Raw genomic sequence first — 24,862 nt, forward strand, 5'->3', positions numbered from 1 at the left:
ATCGATGATTAAAAATATACTCTTTTTTGCTTTATGCTTTTGTGCTTATACCGTAGTTCATGCGCAATCGGATATTCCTACCCAGAAACCCTTGAAAATTGAAGCGATAAAAAAGGCAGACCCGAAGGGCACCACCAAAACCGGTCCGGTACTAAATATTCCATCGGTTATAAAAGAACAACCGGAACTGGATTATAAAAAACCTAAACCGGTTAAAATGATTCCGGATGAGGAACTGGTGCAAGCAGGAACCGGTCTTAAAATAGACCCGCGTATAGGGCCTGGAGAACGACTTGGAGGCTCTGGAGAATACTTTGCCGATCAATATTTAGGTGACGTTAAGAGTAATGGCAAATTTATAGGTGTTGTTTGTAGAGATCACGAATATGTTGATGGAGACCGAGTTAAAATTTGGGTAAACGATATGGTCGTAGAACCGAACATGTTGCTTACCGGAGCTTTTAAAGGTGTTAATGTAGACTTACAAAAAGGATTTAACAAACTAGATTTCGAAGCTTTGAACCATGGTTCTTCTGCGCCCAACACTGCGCAAGTAGATGTTTACGATGATACGGGACAACTCATCTATTCCAATAAATGGTTGCTATCTTCGGGCTCTAAGGCCACTTTAATCGTCACGAAAGAATAAGACTATTATCTCTTCCCTGGCCTATATGTTTCTTTTGCCCTTTTTAATACATCACCCCTGTAATATAACGCATCCTTCCAGTCTACATTAATATATTTCTGGGTCTGATCATCAAAATGTGGCGAATTAGGATTTCCACTTTGCCCTCCTGCCAAGATCGTTTTGGCTTTAACCTTATCCCCGAACTCGATCGCAGCAACAAAACTATTGCCTCGGGTACCGTAGATTTTCTTTGCTCCCTCTGTCTCGTAACGAGCACCATAAGCGGCTAGAGCTCCCCATCTACCAGAAGCAAAACCAACGGCAAGGCTAGGTTTATCATCATCAAACTGCTGTTTTATATCGCCATTTAGACGTTGGTATCTATTTACTTCTCCCCAAGGAAGTTTCCAAGTTCCAAAATCCGTAATTAAGCGGTCTATCACCGTCTCGAATATTTTAAGCTTTTCGCCGTTAGGAGATAAACTTCCCCAATATTGCACTCTTTCCATAGGGATTAACCCTTCAGGATAACTTCCTTCTTTATAATACTGAGTACCATAAAAGTGCGCCAGGGTCATTGCGACAGATTCCTTTGAGGTTTTAAAATCCCAATCGGCCAATTCCGCTATCGCCTCCTGTAGTTTGGGGTTTCTATCATCATGCATGTAATAAGCTTTTATAAGCCCGGGTATTAGCGCTTTAAAGGCGGGCAAATATGGGTCGTGTGCAAGTTCAATTAACGAATCCAAGGTGTATCCCTCTGTATCCTTTAAAAGACTTATGGCATGAATACCCCTGAAATTTTCTTGGTCACGTGACATATAATAGGGATAGTCTTCCTTTTTAGGACTAAACTCCAATGCCGAAGTATAGGGAGTAGAATTACAATTTTGTATCCATCCATTTTCAGGGTTGAGCACCAGAATATTCTCCTCTACCGTATGTAAACCTTGCCAATCCGTTTTGGGGTCCCAACCCTCCACAGGCCGTGAATAGTCAAAACTCACATCGCGCTTAGGAATAAAATTACCATGGAAATAGGCAATGTTCCCCTCAGCGTCGGCATAGACCGTATTGTTACTGGAATTGGTGCGTATGTCCATCATTTCACGGAACCCTTTGTAGCCCTCTTTTTTAGTACGCACAAAAGACTGTTCTAAGGCCTTTACGGGCTCCCACATCATCGCAGAAGCGGTCCATTTACCATCTTCCATATGGGTAATGGGTCCATGGTGCGTGCGATAGGCAGGAAATTTCCTTTCTTTTAAACCTCCACTCCTCTTATATTTTAAAGTGATTTCTGAAACTTCAACAGGTCGTAATTCTTCGCCATATTGATAGAGGATTTTCCCCTCTAAGCTTGTAATGTTCTCCTTGAACTCGTCCATCACATCGGTATAGGTAGATGTGTGCATCCATCCCGTTTTCTCGTTAAAGCCTTGGTACACAAAAAATTGACCCCAAGTTACCGCGCCATAAGCATTTAATCCTTCCTCTGAAACCACGTGGACTTCCCCTCTAAAATAGAAGGAAGTATGCGGATTAATCAAGAGCATTGCGTTGCCGGATTGGGTTAAATCTCCAGAAATGGCTATACCGTTAGAACCTTGTGGTTCGGCCATTTCCTCTTCCTTTTCAATGGCCATAATTTCCGACTCTGGTATTTCCATGTTCCCCTCATAAAAGGCCTTTATTTCGCTAGTTCTTATGCGCTCAATATCGCCACCAATGCTCCCTTCACTAAAATACATGGGCATCCAAGGCTCAAATCTTGTTAGTAATTTAGGTTTCACTTCTGGGTGGGTGTGCAGGTAATAATTAACCCCGTCCGCAAACGCATCACATAATTTCTTTAACCAATCCGGGCTCTTTTCATAATTGGCTTTTGCCTCGTCCTCCGTCATGAAAAGTTTTGCCCGTAAATCACTGTACAACGCTTCCTCGCCTTCTACCTCCGCCAAGCGACCTGTAGCCCAGATGTAATTTTGCTCTACACGATTAAAATCATCCTCACATTGCGCATATAGCAATCCAAAAACGGCATCGGCATCCGTTTTGCCATAAATGTGCGGAACTCCATAATCGTCCCTAATAATTTCAATGGTCTGGGCTTGTTTTTCCCATCTTTCACTTTCCGTCAAAGGTTTCGTTTCAGAGGTACAGGACATGAACAGTAGAACGGATAAAAAGATGAGCACAATAGATTTCATATGGATTAATTTTTAAGCAAATGAAGATACGGTAATTGGTCTGAAATTACCAACTTCCACTAGCACCACCTCCGCCAGAACTACCACCGCCTCCAGAGAAACCACTAGAACTGCGGCTTGAGGAGCTAGAGCCAAAAGAATGGGTTCCAGAAGATGAAAACGTTTTCCTGTAATAGGTTTTGTCGTTCTTGATCAAGGAAAGTTCAAAAACATCTTTCCCAAAAAATTTAATTTTAAAAAAAGCAATAAGCGTGGCTATCCCGAAGAAGGGGATCAGCAGTAATAACAACATTTCCGGGTTCTCAAGAAGTAACGCTCTAGGTAAAATTCTTCCTTATAAATTGATATAGAAACCACTAGAGGAACCGCCATAAACACCAGTCCAAAAAGCGCAGAAAAAGACACTCCTAAAATCATGAACAATCCGGGAATCAATCCTAATTTGCCAATTAAAATCCCCCTGAGAACCCCCAAAGAGTATTTCCTTACCGCCAATATTAGCATATATATAGCCACCGTGAATATCAGCAGCACTAGCTGGGCTGGACTTGGCAACTTTCTGTACTAGAAGCCCCCCAGTAAGATTCAGATTAAACAACTTGGCCAGCTCGTCCGACTTTAAAAAAACCCCTTCAATACCAATCCAAGGTCTATCTTCAAAGGACAACAAGGATTTAACCGTATTACTTGTTACGGCCATGCCTATACCTTGAAAACCACCCGAAACGGTCAAAATACTAGATGCGATTCCCACTACTTCTCCGTTAGAATTGAAAAGGGGTCCACCACTATTCCCAGAATTTATGGCTGCATCCGTTTGAATAAATTCAATATTTACAGTTCCGTCATAAAGCGTATTGAAGTTCCGAAACGCCGATACGATACCCGATGAAAATGAATTTTCCATACCGTAAGGACTACCAATGGCATACACGTTCTGGCCTACGGCCATGGTATCGGAATCGCCAAAAGTGGCATGGGAAAGAGAACTGTCCGGCACATCTAGCTTCAAAAGTGCAATATCTGCAGATTTTTCACTGAAAAGTAGGGTTGCTTTGCGCAATTTCCCATCTTGTGTCTTAATACTTATGGAAGAAGACCAATCTACCACATGGGCTGCGGTAAGTATATGACAATCAGACGAAATTAGGACTCCGGAGCCAAGTCCCTTGTTCTGTACCGGGCCGGTTTGCATAAAAGGGTTTGAGGTGGTGTAAATAGTAACCACCGAAGCAATAACCTCATTATACAACTTAGCAACGCTTGTTTCCTGAGCCGAAAGATTTTTAGGGAATGTTCTTTTTTTGCCGGTGCGTGGTGACCCTCTTGCGCCATAAGCGCGGTAAGGCTAAACGAAAACAGTAGGGCAAGTACTTTTGTTGTTTTTTTCATGTCTATGGTTGTTCTAGTTGGTTACATATTCCGTTTGGTCGTAAGCCACCCATCTAAACTAACGAACCCACTTACATTTATTTTTTCAAATACCCCTCTTATGACTATTACACCTTTATAAATTCAAATTCTTTTTCAATAATACCTACCTTTATACGCTGTTTTCATTATCTCATAAAACATCGAACGGACTCCCACTAAAACTGAATTAATGCCCGAAAAAAAAGTTAGTATTCTTACCGCGTTCAAAACCATTATTTGGCCCAGACGAAAGTTAGTTTTCCTTGGACTGGTATTAATTGTAATTAGTAAAGCGGCGAGTTTCGTAGCGCCAGTATCACTTCGCTATTTTTTGGACGACATTGTACCCAATAAAGATTATGACCTCCTCAAAATACTAGTAGCCATAGTTATATTTTCTTTTTTCGTACAAGGCCTTATGTCTTTTCTTTTGACCAAGGTACTTAGCATACAAGCACAATACATGATTTCCGAACTGAGGGCACAGGTACAGAAACAGGTGCTCTCATTACCCATTCGATTTTTTGACAATACAAAATCAGGGGCTTTGGTCTCCAGGATTATGAGCGATGTTGAAGGTGTTAGAAACCTAATTGGAACTGGATTAGTGCAGTTAGTGGGCGGAACCATTACGGCAATCGTATCACTAATACTTTTATTGAGAATAAGTCCGGGTATGACATTGCTTACTTTTATTCCTCTTGTATTATTTGCCATAATCGCTTTAAAAGCTTTTAAAATTATCCGTCCCGTTTTTCGTGACCGAGGTAAAATAAATGCGGAAGTCAAAGGACGATTAACCGAAACTCTTGGCGGGATACGGGTGATCAAAGGGTTTAATGCGGAAGCGCAAGAAGCAAAGGTATTCGAAAAAGGTGTGGACAAATTATACCGGAACGTAAAAAAGAGTTTAACCGCTACTGCTGTAATGACAAGTTCATCCACGTTTCTTTTAGGCTTGGCCACAACAGGAATAATGATGGGATATGGTGGCTATAAAATGATGGAAGGAGAATTAACGACGGGGCAATATTTTGAATTTACCTTTTTATTGGCGCTGATGATTGCCCCAATCGTACAGATGAGTAATATTGGAAGTCAGTTAACGGAAGCATTGGCCGGTCTTGACCGGACAGAAGAACTGATGAACGAAGTATCCGAGGCAAACGAAAAAGAACGTACCGTTCAGCTTTCAAATATTCATGGTGATATGTCTTTTGAAGATGTTTCATTTGCTTATGAAGAAGATAAGGATGTGCTGCACAATATTAGTTTTAAGGTAAAGTCAGGGGATGTCATAGCTTTGGTAGGCAGTTCGGGGTCAGGTAAATCCACTATTGCTGGTTTGGCAGCTACTTTTTTGAACCCGGATTCAGGCAAGATTACAGTAGACGGGATTGATTTGGCAAAGGTTGATTTGACCAGTTTTCGCCAGTTTTTAGGTGTTGTATTGCAAGATGATTTCTTATTTGAGGGTACCATAAAAGATAATATCCTTTTCCCCAGACCCAATGCCTCTGAAGAAGAGTTACAAGCAGCAGTAAAAGCAGCATACGTAGATGAGTTTACGGACCGGTTCGATGATGGTTTAGAAACCCTGATCGGCGAACGCGGTGTAAAACTTTCCGGTGGCCAACGCCAGCGTATCGCCATAGCCCGTGCAGTATTGGCAAATCCTAAAATTCTAATTCTTGATGAAGCGACTTCCAATCTAGACACAGAGAGTGAAGCGTTGATACAAAAAAGTTTAGCCGCACTAACCGAAGGAAGAACCACTTTTGTAATCGCGCACCGTTTAAGCACCATTCGAAAGGCAAACCAAATTTTGGTTATAGAGAATGGAAAAATAGCGGAGCAGGGAACCCATGACGAATTAATAGCTACTGAGGGTAGGTATTATAATCTGTTCACGTATCAGGCGAGGATATAAAGTTGGTTGTTCGTTGTTCGTTGTTCGTTGTAAAATCTTATTAGAAGTTTTACATTTTCATTCTAATATTCAATGTAATTAAAGTTCAAGTAAGAAGTTAAAAATAATTTTGTGCGCGACCCTTATTCATCCAACAAATACAATCCTATCTTTAATTTCCAATAGGGTATTTTTTCTTCAAAATATTCAAAAAAGGCTTTGAGACTTTCTACGCCTTCTAAATCTTCTCTGGCATCCGCTATACCATCCAATTCGGCTCCGGTCAGAAATTGATGCAAATCAATTGCTTTGCCTTCCATGTTTGCTTTTACCAGATGTCCATAGACCGTATTTTCAGAAATAGCTCTCTCTTCGGCAATTTCAGCGATGGACAAGCCTTCTTTAAATCGCTGCAAAGACTTGAGATGCGTTGCCATTTTTGATTTCTTACTCGGCGCATGTGCTGCGATTTCTTTTAAAAAAATGGCAGCATATTTTTCCAGCTTAGCCTGCCCTACCCCAGAAACTTGCAGAAACTCCGTTTCGTTCTTAGGTAATTTAAGCTCCATATCCTTTAAACTGGCATCGCCAAAAATCACGTAGGCAGGAACTCCTTCCGCTGTGGCAATCTCATGACGTAAGACCCTAAGTTTTTCAAAAAGCCCTGTTTTGGCACTACGCGCCTTTAATTCTCGTTTTGGCCTATCAGCTACTTTTTGCAATGTCGCCAATTGTACTTCTTTCTTATTGTAAAGCACTTCTTTAGCTAACGGAGTAAGTCCTAATCTAGCTCCTTCTTTAAAATTGATATGTAATACCCCCTTATTTAATAGTTGTATGACATATTGCTGCAAGTCTTGCCAAGAAATATCCTTAACGGCCCCGTAGGTCTTAATGTTTTGATAACCTTTCTCAAGAACTTGGGCATTTTGAGCTCCTCTTAGCACATCAATAACGACGCCCATGGGCTCTCGTTCCCTTAAACGGGCAACCGCAGAACAAATTTTCTGCGCCAATACCGTAGCATCAAAATATGCAGGCGGCTGCTTACAGATATCACAATTGCCACAGCCCTCTGTAACCTGTTCACCAAAATAATTGAGCAACGCTATTCTACGACAACTTAGGGCTTCTGCAAATTGTTGCATTCGTTCTAGTTTTGCATATTCCACAGTTGCATTTTCACTAGTGAAGATAAACCGACGCAGTTGCGCAACATCACCAAAACTATAGAATAATAAGGCATGAGCGGGAAGTCCGTCTCGCCCTCCGCGGCCAATCTCCTGATAATATCCCTCGATATTTTTGGGAAGGTTGTAGTGTATCACCCAACGTACATTACTTTTGTCAATACCCATTCCAAAAGCAATGGTAGCGACTACAATAGGTGTTTTATCCGTTATAAAATCCTCTTGGGCTTCATTACGTTCCTCAGCGGACATGCCAGCATGATAGGCCTGCGCTTTGAAACCTGAAGCAACCAGTTTAGCCGCGATAGTCTCCGTACTTTTTCTGCTCAGGCAATAAATAATACCACTTTCATTGGGCCGCTCCTGCAAAAATTCGAGAATATGACGTATCCGGTCTTGAGCGGGTTTTACCTCTAAAAATATGTTAGGCCTATTGAATGAGGCCAAGTGTTGTTCTGCTTCCGGAACATTAAGTTGATCCACTATATCTTCTTGTGTGGTCTTGTCCGCCGTTGCCGTTAGGGCAATGATGGGAACGTTCGAAAATCGCTTCTTTAAGCTGCCCAGTTGCGTATAGGCAGGTCTAAAATCATGCCCCCAAGAGGAGATGCAATGCGCTTCATCTATAGCAAAGATGCTTATAGGTATGGTTTCCAAAACGTTATGTACAAATCCTAAACTTTCCGGTGCTATATAGAATAGTTTTAATTGCCCTTCCTTCAGTTGTTTAAATATGGCTTGCTGCGTTTCCTCGGTTTGTGAACTATTATAATAAGCGGCTGAAATACCATTGGCTTTGAGCACATCTACCTGATCTTTCATTAAGGCAATTAACGGACTTATCACTATTGCCGTGCCTTCTAGTGCCAATGCGGTCAACTGATAGCATAAAGATTTGCCGCCACCTGTGGGCATAATGGCCAAGACATCTTTTTTGGCCATGACATCTTGAATAACCGCCAACTGATTCGGTTTAAAATTGTCGTATCCGAAATGTGTCTTTAGTAATGGTAGTAAAGTACTTTCTTTATTGACTGTCATCGCCATAAAAGTAGGTAATGCAAATGAGTTTTAACAAAGGAAATATAGTGTTGAGGTCTAAGATTCCTCTGGAGCCAACACTACCTCTAGCCCAGCCATATCTTCAGTTATGTGAAGTTGACAACCTAATCGGGAATTTTCCTCTACATTAAAAGCCTCGGCAAGCATGGCCTCTTCATCGTCGGACTTCTCTGGAAGCTCATGATTAGATTCTATGTAGCACTGACAGGAAGCACACATGGCCATACCACCACATATGCCTATAGTACCTTCTGGGGCAAGTTCATACGAACGCACTACTTCCATAAGGTTCATGTTCATATCGGTCGGGGCATCAATTTCGTGAAGAACACCCTCTCTATCTATTATTTTTATTTTGATGTCCATAAAAAGGGGTAGGAAATAGTTTGTTCAGTGAAATGGTTTGTTAATGAAATGGTTTGTTGACGAACTAGAGATTGAGTTTATAAAATTATTTCATTGATTTGATAAAAGTATATAACATTTTTGAAATCTCATTGGTTTCATTAATCAATATTTCAGCGTCTTCTTTAGTTAGATAACGCAATCGTTCTGACAAATATAACATAGACCTAACTTCGCTGTTTGAAGCTAATGAAAAATATAAAAATCTTTTAAAATCCGGATTAGTTTTTCGTTCGAATCCTTCAGCAATATTATTAGAAATTGATATTGATGCTCGCGTAATTTGGTCTCTGAATCCAAAATCTTTATGATTAGAAAAATTACTATAAACCGTTACAGCCAAATCTTGTGCCTTTTGCCAAACTTTTAAATCCTCAAAACGTTGTACAGTCATATTTTTATTATTCACTGTTTAACTAGTTCACTGTTCAACTAGTCGATAGACTTTACTACCGCTTTTGGAGCTTCTTTTTTACTACCATCGAATCCAGTGACACCTCCGACCGTAGTATATTTCATTACGTACTTTTTATCTGGATAAATTCGTTGATAGGCACTCTGGCACATTAACGTTGCTTCATGAAAACCACAAAGTATCAATTTTAATTTGCCTGGATATGTATTTACGTCCCCTATGGCATAAACACCGGGAATATTGGTTTGGTAGTCCAAAGTATTATCCACCTTTATGGCATTTTTTTCAATCTCTAGACCCCAGTCCCCTATTGGTCCTAATTTTGGTGACAGTCCAAACAAGGGAATAAAATTATCTACTTCTAGAGTAATTAGGTCTTCTGAATCACTTTTTTTAATACTGACGGATTGCAGTTTACTTTCTCCGTATAAGCCAACAATCTCTGCAGGTGTAATCAGGTCTATTTTACCCTCATTCTTAAGATGCTGTACTTTTTCGACGGAATCCAAAGCGCCCCTGAATTCACTGCGACGGTGAACCAATGTTACTTTTTTGGCCACATCGGCCAAGAAGATGCTCCAATCCAGGGCAGAATCTCCACCACCGGCAATGACCACTTTTTTATCCCTATAGACTTCCGGATCCTTAATGATGTAAGCGATACCGTTATCCTCGTACTTTGTCAAATTTTCTAAAAGTGGCTTCCTAGGTTCAAAACTACCGAGTCCCCCGGCAATGGCCACTATTGGCGCATGATGCTTTGTACCCTTGTTGGTGGTAACGATAAATGTTCCGTCCGCTAACTTTTCAATCGTTTGTGCACGTTCTCCTAAAGTAAAACCTGGTTGAAAAGGTTTTATTTGTTCCATAAGATTATCTACCAAATCTCCTGCCAGCACCTCTGGAAAACCAGGAATATCGTAGATAGGTTTTTTAGGATATATTTCAGAACATTGACCGCCCGCTTGTGGCAAGGCATCGATAAGATGACATTTTAATTGTAATAAACCTGCTTCAAAAACGGCAAAAAGACCCGTGGGGCCCGCTCCAATTATCAGTATGTCTGTTTTAATCATTGGTAAAGTAATTAATGGCTCGTAAAATTAACGGATAGGTAAGTCAACTATATATGATTTATATCAGTAAACTAGCTTACATTAATTACTTCTTCTATTTGGGGCGCATATTTCTTGATGGTCATTTCTACGCCGCTCTTTAGCGTCATTTGATTTACCGAGCAACCAACACAGGCACCTTCTAATTTCACTTTTACAGAATTGTCGTTATCAATGGAAATTAAAGAAATATCACCACCATCGCTCTGTAAGAAAGGGCGGATTTCTTCCAACGCTCTTTCCACATTACTTCTTAGTTCATCTGCGGTCATTGTTGCCATAGCTACTTCTTTTTAACAGCGGCACAACCCGCCATTGTTGTTATTTTAATCGCCTCAGTCGGCGGTATATCCTTATTTCTTTTTACTACTTCCTGAACTACGTTCTTGGTAATCTCCTCAAAGGCACTTTCAATAGCTGTTGCTGTCTGTAAAGCTGCTGGGCGACCTACGTCACCAGCTTCCCGGATACTCTGTACCAAAGGAATCTCGCCCAAAAAAGGGACCTTTAAATCTTCTGACAGATGTTTGGCGCCTTCCTTACCAAATATATAATATTTATTATCAGGAAGTTCTGCAGGAGTAAAATAGGCCATATTCTCTACTATCCCTAAGACAGGTACATTAATGGAATCCTGTTGAAACATGGCTACACCCTTACGTGCATCTGCCAGTGCTACTTCTTGTGGTGTACTTACGACCACCGCACCTGTTACCGGCATTGCTTGCATAATACTCAAATGAACATCTCCGGTACCTGGTGGTAAGTCCAACAACATAAAATCTATCTCTCCCCAATGCGCATCAAAAATCATTTGATTTAATGCTTTGGACGCCATGGGGCCCCTCCATATCACTGCCTGGTCTCGCTGTGTGAAAAATCCTATAGAAAGTAATTCTACGCCATAACTTTCTACTGGTTTCATCTTCGATTTGCCGTTTATAGTTACCGCAAGGGGCTTTTCCTGGGCAACATCAAACATAATGGGCATGGAAGGGCCATAGATATCCGCATCCAATAAACCAACCTTAAAACCCATTTTTGCCAGTGTTACGGCTAAATTGGCGGTAACCGTAGATTTCCCTACACCTCCTTTACCAGAGGCTACGGCAATAATATTTTGAATACCCGGCAAGGGTTTTCCCTTTATCTCATTGGTCTTTGGTTTCGCCGGAGCGTCTACCTTAATATTTATTTTAATCTTCGCCTTTTCATAGACCTCTTTGTGGATTATTTTGAGTATCTCTACTTCAGTCTTTTTTCTGGCCTGTAAACTTGGATTAGCAATGGTTATATCAATCTCCACCTCATCACCAAAAATCTGTATGTTCTTTATGGCGCCACTCTCTACCATATTCTGACCTTCACCAGGAACGGTAATTTGCTCTAATGCCTTTAAAATATCCTTTTTATCTAACTTCATTATATATACTCATTCTAAACAACAAAGATAGTCGTTAACGGCGAGAATAAGAAGCTGTAGGATTGAAATGTAGTATGTTACAATAGGCTATGTTGATGGTCGATTCCCGACTAGGCTCAGGATAAGGGTTGATGGTTGATGGTTGATGGTTGATGGTTGATGGTTGATGGTTGATGGTTGATGGTTGATGGTTGATGGTTGATGGTAAGAAAATTAAAAAATATGATGATTTATCCTAATTTTTAGAAATTTAGGACAAATCACCGCATCTGCACCTAAACCTTTCTTCCGTCCAATAAATTAATAATACGAGTTCCATAGGCGGCATTCTTTTCGGAGTGGGTCACTTGTATAATCGTAACCCCATCTTCCTCGTTCAACTTTTTAAATAATGACATGATTTCCTCACTTTGCTGGGAATTCAGGTTACCTGTTGGTTCATCCGCCAGAATCAATTTAGGATTGGCAATTAAAGCTCTTGCCACACCGACCAATTGCTGTTGTCCTCCACTCAACTGGGCCGGAAACAGGTCTTTTTTACCAACAATATTAAAACGGTCTAACATATCTGCCACCATAGCCTTTCGTTCTGCGCCTTTATACTTTTTGTACAATAAGGGCATTTCTAAATTTTCCTGTACCGTTAATTCGTCTAGCAAATGGTAGGATTGAAATACAAAACCAATATATTCTTTGTACAGGTTCGCTCTATGTTTTTCTTTTAAGGTATGTACGGACTCCTCCAAAAAATGATATTCTCCCTCATCAAAACCATCTAGCATACCTATCACGTTTAGCAAGGTAGATTTGCCGGAACCCGAAGGCCCCATAACCGAAATAAACTCTCCTTCTTTAACCTCTAGATTAATGTCTTTTAACAAAAAAATACGTTGGCCTCCTGAATTGACCCACTTAAAAATATTGTTTAATTGTAGTAGCATGATTTTATTTTAACTGTTTCTTATTCGTCTCTTAAACTTCGCACCGGGTTTTGCATAGCAGCAGTAATTGTTCTACTTCCTACGGTAAAAAAAGCTATGGCCATTGCCAATATTCCTGCTATTGCAAAAAACCAGACATTCAATTCTATTTTGTTCTCATAATTTTCCAACCATTCTCGCAAAAACCACCAAGCAATGGGTGTTGCAATCACGAATGAAATTAAAACTAATTGTAAAAAGTCTTTAGTTAGCAATACGGTTATAGAGGAAACGCTAGCCCCTAATACCTTTCGCACACCAATCTCCTTAGTTCGTTGTGCCACGATGAGCAAGGACATGGCAAATAGACCAATACAACTTAGAGTAATTGCCAGAATTGAGCCACTGGTAATCATGGTCGCAATCTTTTTTTCCCTAACGAAAGTATTGTCAATATTCTCGTCCAAAAATGAACCTAGAAATGCTGCGTTCGGCTCAATTTTCTTCCAAGCCGCCTCTACAGCATCAAAGGTTTTGGCCATGTTCACCGGGGCTACCTTAACAAAAGCGTAGGACAGACCGGATTCCCTATCCAGAAAAAATGTCAAGGGTGCTATAGCTTTTGAGATATCCTGAAAATTATAATCCTTTACGACCCCGATTATGGGAGACCTAAGACTGTCACTCATGGGCAACGAGGCGGTTAAAGGGTCTGTTTCCCCAATTTCTTTTGCCATACGCTCATTGATGATAACGGCTTGGGTATCCCCGGGATAATTCTTATCAAAAGAACGTCCTGCAATCAACTCTAGCCTTAAAGTTTCAAAATAATCATAATCCACGGTCAACGCATGGGTACGCACTCCTTTTCCCTTATAATCAAAGCCCCATACACTGGTAGATTGACTACCATCTTTTCCTCTCCCCAAATTATTGTCAGAAGCAGAAACCCCAAGAACATTAGGGTTGCCGGCGAGTTCTTCTCTCAACAATTGAACGGCATCATAAGGATTCTTTTTGCCATCTATGGGAAAGGAAAGCACCTGTTCCTTATCAAATCCTAAATCCTTATTCCGCATATAGTCTACTTGGCTCCACAATACCAAAGTTCCGCTAATGAGTAAAATAGCAATACCGAACTGTACGACCATAAGTACATTACGAACCCGGTTGCTACCAGAAGTTTCCAATTTTCCTTTCAAAGATTGAATGGTACCCAAACGACTTAACAATAAAGCCGGATACCCCCCTACTACTAGTGTAATAACAAAAACTACCAGAAAGAAACCGATAATAATCGTAGGTGACATCAGCATTTCAAATGAAATAGCCGTCCTAAAGATGGTCCTGAATTCATCTATCAATAAAAAACTAAGTGCGGCACCTATGGCCACGGATACTAAAAACACAAGGAGACTTTCACTCCAAAATTGAAAGAACAACTGCATCTTTTGGGCCCCTAACGTTTTTCGCATCCCAATTTCTCGGAGACGTTGTGCACTTTTGGCAACGCTCATATTGATAAAGTTTACGCTAGCAATGAACAATATTAGAAATGCCACGCCAAGTATTAAAAAGGGAACAGCGCGGCTTACCTCTGCAAACCCTTTTCCAAAACTTGTAAATCTAATATCCTTTAAAGGAAGTAATCTAATTTGAAAAAACTGACCTGCCTCGTTAGGTACAGCACCATCGCGCTTTAGTCGTTCAGAATTGCTACTGTAATGTAGTTGGGTAAGAGGAAGCGTATTACCCTCAAACTGCTGTACGGAGATTTCAGGCTGTAGTTGCATATAAACAGCGTGGTATTGAGCGTTCCAAGTTTCCATGCTATCAGCATAGCCTTCGTGATTTTCAAAGGGTATGGCAATATCAAATTCCAATGTATTCTGATTTTCGTGATTACCGATTACCGCTGATACCGTGAAGGGTTCCTCAACACCATCAATTAAAATAGCAATGGTTTTTCCAACGGCTTCTTCCGCTCCAAATAGGGCATTGGCCGTATTTTCAGTAACTACGACCGAATTCTTTTCTTGAAGCGGATTATCTTTATTCCCCTTTAGCACTGGAAATGTGAACATATCAAAAAATGCACTGTCTAACCACGCAGCATCAAAATTAATCTCCTTTTCCTTGTAAAGTGTCAAGGCCTCCTGTTCAAGAAAACGAGTGATATTCGCCACTCCAGGAACCTCTTCTTTTAAAGCACTCGCTAAAGGTGCTGGCTGACTTGTTGTTGCTTCTGGTCCTTTTGGCGCTTGTACAACGGTATAAACCTGATAGATATCGTCACCGTTCTCGTGGAAGTTATTGTATCCTAAATCAAAAAACGCTGCCATCGATAAGAGAATAGCGACTCCAAAAGCCACGGAAAGCCCAAGTACGTTGATAAGGGTAAAGGTCTTATCCTTTACTAAATTTCTCCAGGTAATTTTCAAATAGTTCTTGAACATGTTTTATTCGATTTTTTGATTGATGTTTATTGAAGGTTACACTATTCGTCTCTCAAAGAGTCTACGGGATTTACAACGGCCGCCTTTACTGCTTGATAACTTACTGTTACGAAAGCTATGGCCAAGGCTAAAACTCCCGCCAGGGCAAAAGTCCACCAAGAAATGTGTATCCTATAGGCAAATTCCTGTAGCCATTTACTCATTAGATACCAAGAAACAGGTACGCCCAATACAATAGAAATCAATACCAGCTTTAGAAAGTCTATCGAAAGAAGCGTTGTTATGCTCTGAACCGATGCTCCCAATACCTTACGAACACCTATTTCCTTAATTCGGTTCTCAGCCATATAGCTAGCCAGACCGAACAAACCTAAACATGATATAAATATGGTCAACAGTGCAGATAGATTTGCTAGGGTTTGGGTCCTTTTCTCATCCGCGAACTTGTATGCATATTGCTGATCTACAAACTCATAATTAAAAGGATATTCCGGATTAAACTTTTTAAATATGTTTTCTATTTTCCCTAGGTTTTGGCTAGTATTATGCCGTGGGTTTAGTTTTAAATGGATAAAGTTGGTCCATTCTCCGTTACCATGAATAATTACAGGTTCTATGTCTTGAAATGGAGAGGTAAACACAAAATCCTTAACCACGCCTATGATGCGCCAATCCATTCCCATATCCTTCACTATGTGACCTATGGGGTCCTCAAAACCCATATGTATGGCAGCGGTCTCATTAATTAACATCGCCGTGCTATCGGATGGGTAAAGGGTATGGTTCAAATCTCTCCCCGCAAGCACTTCCAATCCTAAGGTCTTCGCAATAGCCTCACCGGCCGTAAACCGTAGAATTAATGTTTTATCCTCAAAATCCTTGCCCTGCCACTCCATATCCCAAGAATTGCTCCAGTTTTCGGTAACCGGCGAAACGGTCCGTGTAACCGAGGTAACGGCACCTGAAGCAAGTAATTCATTCTTAATCCCCTGATATTTTTGCTTTACATCACCCTCCATATAGGTATAGATAAGATTATCCTTGCTATATCCCATTTGTCTATTCTGAACTTTCTTCAATTGTTGCTTAACAATCAGCGTAGCGGTAATAAAGACAATGGCTGCAGCAAATTGTACTACGACCAATACTTTTCTAGCACTAAATTTAGAATTCAACTTTTGAAAAGTTCCTTTTAAAACCGAAATGGGTTTAAAGGCGGATAAATATAAAGCAGGATAACTACCCGCCAAGAGACCCGTAAAGAGAATAATGGCAAGAGCCGAGCCCCAGAATAAAGGGTCGGTATAATCTATACGCGCCTCAATATGCAGCAACTCGTTAAATTTAGGCAACACTAGTAATAAAAGCACAAATGCCAATAGTGCACTTACCGTGGAAAGTAATACTGACTCACCAATGAACTGACTTATAAGCCCTCCTCTTTGGGCACCTATGACCTTGCGTATGCCTACTTCCTTAGCACGTTTTTCGCTTCGTGCCGTACTTAGATTCATAAAATTTATACAGGCAATCAGAAGAATGATGATAGCGATTATACTAAATACCCTGATGACTCCTATCCTGCCGCCCTTTTCTTCTCCATTCTCGAATTCGCCGTAGAGATAGTTCCTAAAGAAAGGATATGGGTAGGTTACCATATCTGCGGCATCCTTGTCATGAATTTTTCGCAGGTTACTAATTTTCTGAGAAAAAGAGGCAAAGTTCGCATTTTCCTTAAGCATAATATAGGTAGCGATAGAGTTATTGCCCCAGTGCTTGTCATCATGGCCAATCTGTTTCAAATAGGACCAAGGAATCAAAAACTTAAAATGGAATTCACTGTTTTCGGGCAAGTCTTTCAATACCCCTGTAACCTTAAATACATTGTCATTATCAATTTTAACGACCTGGCCCATTGGGTCTTTATCCCCAAAAAGTTCTTTGGCAAAAGTTTCCGTTACCACAACAGCATTTACATCTTCAAATACCGTCTCATTGGTTCCATTTACCAATGGGAAACTAAACATATATAAAAAGTCCTTATCTACAATTGTACCTGTTGCCTTTAAACGCTTATCTCCGACCGAAAACAAATAAGTATCATCATAATTATATCTGGAAACGCGCTCTACCTCAGGAAAGTCTTTTTTAATGGTAGGTCCCATAATTTTTGGCGTGGAATTCCAGGTCCATATCTCACCATCAACGGGGTATTTGTTATAGACTTGATAAATACGGTCACCACGTTCGTGAAATTTATCAAAACTTAACTCATAATCTATCCATAATACAATTAATGCGGTAGCAGCAAGACCTGTAGAGAGTCCTGCAATATTCAATGCCGAAAACCCTCGATTTCTAAGAAGATTTCTCCAGGCAATTTTTAGATAGTTTTTTAACATGGTTGGTCGTTTTTTGATGCTTCGACATCGCTCAGCACAGGTTGATGACTTACTCGGTTCGTAAACTTGTCACAGGATTAACTCTCGCCGCTTTATAACTATGCCAACTAACAGTAAATATGGTTATAGCCATAACTGTTCCTCCTGCAAGCAAGAACATTCCTATCTCTATATCTATTTTATATGCGAATGCCTCTAGCCATTTGCTTGCCGCGAAATAAGCAATCGGCGTAGCCAACACAAAGGCAAGGAGCAACCATTTTAGAAAATCGGTATTTAGCATCACCAGTATTTCAGAAATCGTGGCACCGTTCACCTTTCTTATCCCAATTTCCTTAACCCTTCTTTGTGCTACCATTAACGAGAGTCCCAACACGCCCATAGCACAAATAAAAACAGCTGTTAACGCAAATATTAAAATCAGATTTTCCTGTAGCCGTTCTGTCTTGTACACCTCTTTGTAGAGACTACTTACCTGATAATAGGTCAAGGGATATTTTGGAAACAACTCGTTCCACGTAGTTTTAATCGATGCTACGGCCTCTGCACGAGCGGTTGGTTCATAGGATATCACTATATTCTCTAGCCAACTGTTCTCCCTTTTGAATAATACTAAAGGCTCTACCTTGGTCTGAAGTCTGGAAAGGTGAAAATCTTCAACAACTCCTATAATTTTTCCTTTTGGAATGGTTACACCCTCCACAGGCGATACCAAAGCGAAATCCTCCCCGATTATGGCATTCGCATCTTGATAGCCCAAATAGTTTAGGGCGGTCTTATTAATCAAGTACTCCCCGTTACCGTCTTGATCAACACTATTTTGGTTGAAATTCTTACCACCTAGAAATGAAAGTCCGAATACATCGGCAAAAGAATTATCGCATGAAAATACGCCTATGTATTCCGCTTCCTTATTGGGGACGTTTTGCATCTCAAAAGAGAACATATCATTTGTTTCCCCTCCCGGAGGTGCCATCATTGCAGAAACGGATGCCACTGCACTTTGCTTTAAAAGTTGATTTTTAAAGAGACCAAAATCTTTTTGCACTTCAGAATGCACGTACGGAATACATACCACATTATCCTCTTTGGCCGCCATGGAATTGTCCAGAGCGTAGTTCGTTTGGCGAGAAATAACGATTACCCCGACCAGTAAAAACATGGCTAGGCCAAATTGAGCGATTAAAAGTACTTTATGCGTGCCTAGGGCGCCATCTGCTTTGATACGGTTGCCTAAGGAAGCATTTTGAAAACGTTGCTTGAAAGCAGGTTGCATTCCTGCGATAATACCTAAGAGCGAAAAAACCACTACAACTCCCAGAACAAACAATCCGTTGCCTTGAAAAAGGTCAATTTGGTAACGCTCTAATACCATACTATTTAACCGAAAGGAAATCACAGAAACAATTAGGAGCGAAAGAAAAATAATGAGCGCACTTTCCAATAGAAAGTAACGCGACATTACTCTTTTGGAAGACCCCAATATTTTTTGCAATGCTAGAAATTTAGTAAGATAACCAGCCATACCTATATTTAGACTGGTAAAATTACTTAGGGATATAAAGAGTAGGATCAAAGCGGCAATACTTAACAACCAAATATTGGTCATATTACCGTTAGGTTCTATTTCGCGTAATAAATTAGATTTTAGATGAATTTCCTTGATATTGGTAATATGCGCCTGATATTTTTCCGTCTCAGTTTCCGCTATACCATAGATTTCGTTTAATTTGGTAGATAGCTTACCATCAAGTCCAACAGCACTCGCTTTATCCTTCAATAACAAATAAACATAGGTCCAACCGTTCATGGCATCTTCGCCGGGCATCACCAACAAATCGGGATGAAGGTGACTTTCCTTTACAAAATCTTCCATAACACCCGTTACGGTAAAAGTTGTCTTAATGGAATTGTAATGACCTGGTGGCAAGGAGATAATTTTTCCCATTGGATTTTCATCACCGAATACTTTTTGGGCCAGTGATCGGGATATGACGGCCCCGCCGATTTCCTTTAGCGCAGTTTCTTTGTTACCTTCTTTGAAATCAATATTAAAAATTCTAAAAAAAGTATCGTCCACCGCAAAAGCCTGATCAATAGCGTAGTGCTGCTCATCCTTTAGAATGAGTCTATCCCTTAAGGGCATTAATCTCAAATAATCCTCAATCTCCGGAAACTGTTCCACAAGTTGGGGAACGCTTTTGGCATCAGTGAACCTTGCAAAGTGATTACCTTTTAGAATGCCAGGATTCGTAGTAGTGAACCTGTAGGTACGTTCCGTAGGGGTATGCGCTAAATCATAGCTTAATTCGCTCTTAATGAAAAGTGCAATGAATAGTACACCACACAATCCTAGTGAGAGTCCAACAATTTTAATACTGTTAAGAACAGGTCTCTTTCTAATATTCCTTAACGCATATTTTATCAGCATTCTATACGTTTTATTCTGTTCTCAAACTTTTTACGGGATTCTTCTTCGCTGCATTAAGCGCTACAGTACCTACCAAAATAGATGTTCCTAAGAATACTGCCAGACCAACTATTAAGAATGCTAGATGCTGAATCTCTATCCTATACGCAAAATTAGAAAGCCATTGCTTACTTCCATAGTAGGCAATGGGCCAACTAATGAGTAGAGCTATTGTTATATAGAGCACATACTCTCTTACCGATGATTTAATGATATGAAATTCAGAAGCACCGAGCACTTTTCGTATCCCTATCTCTTTGGTTCTGGCTATTACCAAAAATACCGTAATACCTATAATACCCATTGCAGCAAGCACTATCGCTAAGATATTCATCCAAAAAATAAGGTTTACCGTTTGCTTGTCCTGTGTATAGAGACTTGAAATATTTTGACTCAAAAATTCAATCTCTAGAGGCAATACATCTCCAATACTTTCATAAACAGAAGCTATCTTATCAGTGACTAAATCCGTTTTCTCAGAATCGAAAGAAATAATACTCACCCCAGCCATACGAACGTTTGGAGAAAGTGTTATGAAGTAAGGCTCTACTTGCTCTCGTAAAGAAAAAATATTTACATCTTCAAATATTCCATCAATTACAAAGGGGAATCCCACCTGTCCCTCCTCCGAGGTATATTCAGGTTCTGTGATTACGGTGGTGCCTATAAGTTCTTCAACGGAAACATTTTTAACATTAGCGAATTTTTCTGCTGCAGTTCTATTAATAATTGTCTTTCTACCAGTTGCTTCAACACTACCTATACTGGTTTCTATTCCGTATGCCTTTAAAGCTTCATAGTCTAGATAGAGTTGATTGGCGTCGTCAAAAACTTCTTCTATTCCTTTTAGTTTATACGTTGTCTGGTTGAAAGTGCCTATTCCAAAAGAGGAACCATTACCCACATGGTCTATCCAAGGAACTTGTCTAAGACGTTCTTGAAAAATATTCTGTTTTTCGGATGACGTATACGCATATAGCACCCCTTCTTTTTTATAGCCTACATCCTTATTCTCAATAAAATCCATTTGCTGGATAACAAAATAAGATACCGAGGTAATAGAAATCAATATTACAAACTGACTTACTATAAGATACTTGCGAATGGAAAAATGCTCAAAGCGATTGTCCTTTAATTTTTGATTGAATAAACTTAAAGCATTCTTGGTAGAGAGAAATAGGGCCGGGGCTATACTCGCCAATACTCCCAGAACAATTGCCAGGCCAACTATTAAAAAAAACGTTTGAGGGTTCTGCCAGAGACTAGCACTTAAATTTACACCCATTAAGGAGTTGAACGAAGGCACTATCAATGCAAGCAATAGAGCCAAAATAGGCACGGCCAATAGCGCTAATAACACTCCTTCCAATATAAATTGTCTCGCTACGGCGAAGCTCTTTGCTCCCATGGCCTTTTTGATTCCTATTGACTTCCCTTGTTTGGATTTAATGGCCAAAGTAAAATTGGCATAATTGAACAGCGTAATTATAAGTATAAAGATCGCAAAGCCCCCGATTAGATATATGAACGAATAATTTCCGGGCGTTTTCAGTTCATACAAAATATTGGACTTTAGATGAATATCCTCCAAGGGTTGTAAAAAATGTTCTTTATAAAGAGGATCCTTAACCACGGATGGGTTTATCTTAGCCATCGCCTGATTCATTCTTAGTTGCACCTCGTCATACGAAATGTTGTCGGCAACGCCCATATATACCCTACTGCCCCAATAATCAATTCTTGGATTACTTAAGGCCAAGGTGAAGTCGAAATGAGAATTCATAGGCACGTCCTCGATAACCGCGGCCACTTTGTAATTTTCTTGCCCTATATTGATAACCTGACCTATAATTTCGGACGAGTTATTCATTGCACCACCAAATATTTTGAATGCGGTAGATTTGGTCAATAGTACTTTATTAAAATCCTTACCGAAATCGGTAAAACTCCCCATTAGTGGTGACCACGTAAAAAGTGAAGCAAATTCCAGCGGCGTGTTAGTTGTTAAAAATCCTTTTTCCTGCACCCTTTTATCTCCCCATTCTATAAATTCAAGATTGTCCGAGGTTATGAACTGTGCTACATTTTCTACACCGGGAATTTTTTTTAAACCGTTTACCACATTAAGTTGTTTATCATCGGCTCCGTTTTCAAAACCTAAAATACTATAATCCTGAGAGCGATAGGTCCAACCCACACGGTAAATATTTTCGGAATTTTCATGAAATTCATCATAACTATTTTCAAATCCGATGTACCCAATTGCCACGAAAGCGACAAAAAGTCCGCCTACGAGACTTAATAAATTAAAAGATGTGAAAAACCGATTTCTTAAAAATCCTCTGAATGCTATCTTTAATCCTGTACTTATCATAATCTATGTCTTATTCCGTTCTTAGACTTTTTACGGGGTTTTGTTTGGCAGCCTTAATGGCTTGAAAGCTAACCGTTAATACCGTTACCCCCATAGCACCCACCATGGCCAATGCGAATATCCACCATTTCAAAATTACCCGATATGGATACTCCTGTAGCCAACCGTTCATAATGTAATAAGCCACGGGAACCGCAATGAAACAAGAGATAATAACTAGCTTTAAAAAGTCTTTTGAAAGCATATTCCATACATTGAAGACCGATGCTCCAAGGACTTTTCTAACTCCTATCTCTTTGGTGCGCTGTTCGGCAACAAAAGAAGTAAGTCCAAATAGTCCAAGACAACTAATGAGTATGGCCAGCGCAGTAAAAATTCCAGACAAACGACCAATACGTTCCTCCGATGCAAACTTTTCGCCATACTGATCATCTATAAAATCATATTCAAAAGGTATATCAGGAAAATGCTCTTTGAATACTCGCTCAACCGTAGCTATATTCTCCGAGGCACTTGATGTAGGATTCAATCTAAGGTTATAGTAGCTTGAATTATCATAACGGTCATATACGTAAACTCCCTGTTTTACTGGTTCATAAGGAGACTGTGTAATCATATCTTGGACCACACCAATTATTTTTAATGGAGGATTAGGGTCTTCTATATCATCATCCTTTAAAAACTTACCTACCGGGTTTTCCATTCCTAAATATTTTTTGGCCGTTTCATTAATTAGAACGCCCAAGGAATCCGAAGCAAAATCACGAGAAAAATCTCTTCCCTCTACAATCTTTAGTCCTAAAGATTTAGCATATTCCGGGGATACTTCGGTCCAGGCCAAATCCTCTTGAAAACCTTCAGGCTTACCTTCCCACGTAAAGCCACCTCTATTAGACCAAATTTGCGTCGTAGGACTGCTTGAAGATGACATAGCCACAACTGCATTGGAATTAAGAAATTCACTTTGCATTAAATCATACTTCCCATTAAAATCCTGACTGAAAGTAGGTACTTGTATGATACCTTCCTTGTCATAACCAACTGGTCTATTTTTCGCATGATTTATTTGTTGCATTACAATGACCGTACCTATTATGAAGGCAACGGAAACGGTAAATTGCACAACCACCAAAATCTTTCTTGGTAAACCAGCATACCTGCCTACCTTAAAAGTCCCTTTTAATACATCTACCGGTCTAAATGATGATAAATAAAGTGCTGGGTAGCTCCCAGCCAATAAAGCTGTGAACAGAATGAAGAGTATAGAAATTATCCAAAAAGTTGGGTTCGACCACGGAAATATAATTTCCTTACGCGCTAATTCGTTAAACCCGTTAAGAGATATCAACACGATTACCACCGCTAAAAAGTAGGCAAAAACAACTACCAAAAACGATTCGCTTAAAAACTGATAAATTAGTTGTCCACGTTGTGATCCAATAGATTTTCGAATACCTACTTCTTTACTTCTTTTCTCTGAACGTGCAGTACTCAAATTCATAAAATTGATACAAGCCAAAAGCAATACAAATGCACCGATTATCCCGAAAAGCCATACGTACTTTATTCTACCTCCGGTCTGTTTCCCATTCTCAAAGTTGCTACGTAAGTGCCAATCTTTCATAGGAAAAAGAAAAATTTGAGGATTAAACTCAGCAGTATCCTCATTCAAGTCTTTTTTCACATTTCGAATAGCCATACTTACGTTCTCCATATTGGCGTTATCCGCTAACTGACCAAACATTTGAAACGAGTTATTACCCCAGTTATCCTCTGCATTTCTCACCCATTCCGTAGTAGCTAAATATTGTTCCCAAGGAATAATATAGTCTGTATCATTAAAAGAATTATTTACAGGTATATCCTTATAAACACTACTTACCATCAAATCATATTGATTACTTACCTTAAGCACTTTTCCTATTGGCTCTTCTTCACCGAACAAAGCTTTAGCCGTTGATTCAGAAAGCATAATAGAGTTTATCTCTCTCAAACCATCCTTTTCACCTTTGATAATTTGCAAATCAAATAATTCTGGAAATTCTCTCTGGGCATAATTTCCGGCTCGGGAAAGATTGGTTTCTTTATATTTTAAATAGCGATCATTGGTCCAAGTGACCATTATTAAATGCTTAAAGTTATCTGCATATCCTTCACGTAAAGCTTTTTCTAAAGGTCTTGGAATGGCAGGTCCGGTTCCCGTATTGCCGTTGAAGGTCTGCGACTGAAAAACCTGTGCTATTTTGTCTTTATCCTGAAAATAACTATTGTAAGTGAGCTCATCTTGCACCCACAACCCTATAATAAGTGTTACAGCCATTCCTAAAGCCAGACCACCGACATTTATCGCGGAATACGCTTTGTTCTTGATTAGATTTCTCCAAGCAATTTTTAGATAGTTCTTAAACATGATTGTTCGTTTTTTGATTGGTTATCAAACGATAACATATCATTAAATTCTATTTTC

General features: G+C 39.8%; 17 protein-coding genes. 2 read left to right on the forward strand and 15 right to left on the reverse strand.

The window, feature by feature from the left end; translation table 11 throughout:
• The first annotated feature begins 4 nt into the window (after positions 1-4).
• Complete coding sequence (locus BFP77_RS01590; RefSeq protein ID WP_099572328.1) at positions 5-649, forward strand: hypothetical protein; 645 nt, start codon at positions 5-7, stop codon at positions 647-649.
• A 5-nt stretch (positions 650-654) separates the two neighbouring features.
• Here BFP77_RS01590 and BFP77_RS01595 read toward each other — a convergent pair whose 3' ends face one another.
• Genes BFP77_RS01595 through BFP77_RS01605 form a run of 3 tightly spaced genes read right to left on the reverse strand, consistent with a single transcriptional unit; the run spans position 655 to position 4,069 of the window.
• A complete protein-coding gene (locus tag BFP77_RS01595) occupies positions 655-2,841 on the reverse strand; it encodes an acylase (protein ID WP_099572329.1) in 2,187 nt (728 codons plus the stop codon).
• 46 nt (positions 2,842-2,887) lie between these two features.
• A complete protein-coding gene (locus BFP77_RS01600; protein ID WP_099572330.1) occupies positions 2,888-3,133 on the reverse strand; it encodes a hypothetical protein in 246 nt (81 codons plus the stop codon).
• Between the two features lie 42 nt (positions 3,134-3,175).
• The gene (locus tag BFP77_RS01605; RefSeq protein WP_257212836.1) at positions 3,176-4,069 is read right to left on the reverse strand and encodes a S1C family serine protease; all 894 of its coding nucleotides are present in this window, start codon (positions 4,067-4,069) and stop codon (positions 3,176-3,178) included.
• Between the two features lie 375 nt (positions 4,070-4,444).
• Here BFP77_RS01605 and BFP77_RS01610 point away from each other — a divergent pair, with 375 nt between their 5' ends.
• A complete protein-coding gene (locus BFP77_RS01610) occupies positions 4,445-6,184 on the forward strand; it encodes an ABC transporter ATP-binding protein (RefSeq protein WP_099572332.1) in 1,740 nt (579 codons plus the stop codon).
• Between the two features lie 122 nt (positions 6,185-6,306).
• On the opposite strand, the gene recQ is transcribed toward BFP77_RS01610, so the two are convergent.
• The 12 genes from recQ to BFP77_RS01670 form a co-directional block, all read right to left on the reverse strand.
• A complete protein-coding gene (gene recQ / locus BFP77_RS01615) occupies positions 6,307-8,400 on the reverse strand; it encodes a DNA helicase RecQ (protein WP_099572333.1) in 2,094 nt (697 codons plus the stop codon).
• 51 nt (positions 8,401-8,451) lie between these two features.
• Positions 8,452-8,781 (reverse strand): 2Fe-2S iron-sulfur cluster-binding protein, encoded by a 330-nt coding sequence (locus BFP77_RS01620; RefSeq protein WP_099572334.1) that lies wholly within the window; start codon positions 8,779-8,781, stop codon positions 8,452-8,454.
• Between the two features lie 85 nt (positions 8,782-8,866).
• Positions 8,867-9,214, reverse strand: a complete 348-nt coding sequence (locus BFP77_RS01625) for a four helix bundle protein (RefSeq protein ID WP_099572335.1) — start codon at positions 9,212-9,214, stop codon at positions 8,867-8,869.
• 38 nt (positions 9,215-9,252) lie between these two features.
• Positions 9,253-10,311: an NAD(P)/FAD-dependent oxidoreductase gene (locus tag BFP77_RS01630; RefSeq protein WP_099572336.1), complete on the reverse strand. Its 1,059-nt coding sequence runs from the start codon at positions 10,309-10,311 to the stop codon at positions 9,253-9,255.
• Positions 10,312-10,382: 71 nt separating this feature from the next.
• Positions 10,383-10,622, reverse strand: a complete 240-nt coding sequence (locus tag BFP77_RS01635; protein ID WP_099572464.1) for a NifU family protein — start codon at positions 10,620-10,622, stop codon at positions 10,383-10,385.
• An 11-nt stretch (positions 10,623-10,633) separates the two neighbouring features.
• Positions 10,634-11,773 (reverse strand): Mrp/NBP35 family ATP-binding protein, encoded by a 1,140-nt coding sequence (locus tag BFP77_RS01640; protein WP_099572337.1) that lies wholly within the window; start codon positions 11,771-11,773, stop codon positions 10,634-10,636.
• A 275-nt stretch (positions 11,774-12,048) separates the two neighbouring features.
• A complete protein-coding gene (locus BFP77_RS01645) occupies positions 12,049-12,714 on the reverse strand; it encodes an ABC transporter ATP-binding protein (protein ID WP_099572338.1) in 666 nt (221 codons plus the stop codon).
• A gap of 20 nt (positions 12,715-12,734) precedes the next feature.
• Positions 12,735-15,149 carry an ABC transporter permease gene (locus BFP77_RS01650; RefSeq protein ID WP_099572339.1) on the reverse strand — a complete coding sequence of 805 codons (2,415 nt, stop codon included), beginning with the start codon at positions 15,147-15,149 and terminating at the stop codon, positions 12,735-12,737.
• Between the two features lie 41 nt (positions 15,150-15,190).
• Positions 15,191-17,551 (reverse strand): ABC transporter permease, encoded by a 2,361-nt coding sequence (locus BFP77_RS01655; protein ID WP_099572340.1) that lies wholly within the window; start codon positions 17,549-17,551, stop codon positions 15,191-15,193.
• Between the two features lie 49 nt (positions 17,552-17,600).
• Entirely contained in the window at positions 17,601-19,982 is a 2,382-nt protein-coding gene (locus BFP77_RS01660; RefSeq protein ID WP_099572341.1) for an ABC transporter permease, read from the reverse strand.
• Between the two features lie 10 nt (positions 19,983-19,992).
• Complete coding sequence (locus BFP77_RS01665) at positions 19,993-22,395, reverse strand: ABC transporter permease (protein WP_099572342.1); 2,403 nt, start codon at positions 22,393-22,395, stop codon at positions 19,993-19,995.
• Between the two features lie 10 nt (positions 22,396-22,405).
• A complete protein-coding gene (locus BFP77_RS01670) occupies positions 22,406-24,805 on the reverse strand; it encodes an ABC transporter permease (protein WP_099572343.1) in 2,400 nt (799 codons plus the stop codon).
• Positions 24,806-24,862 lie beyond the last annotated feature (57 nt).

The organism is Maribacter sp. 4U21 (assembly GCF_002742365.1).
Classification (GTDB): domain Bacteria; phylum Bacteroidota; class Bacteroidia; order Flavobacteriales; family Flavobacteriaceae; genus Maribacter.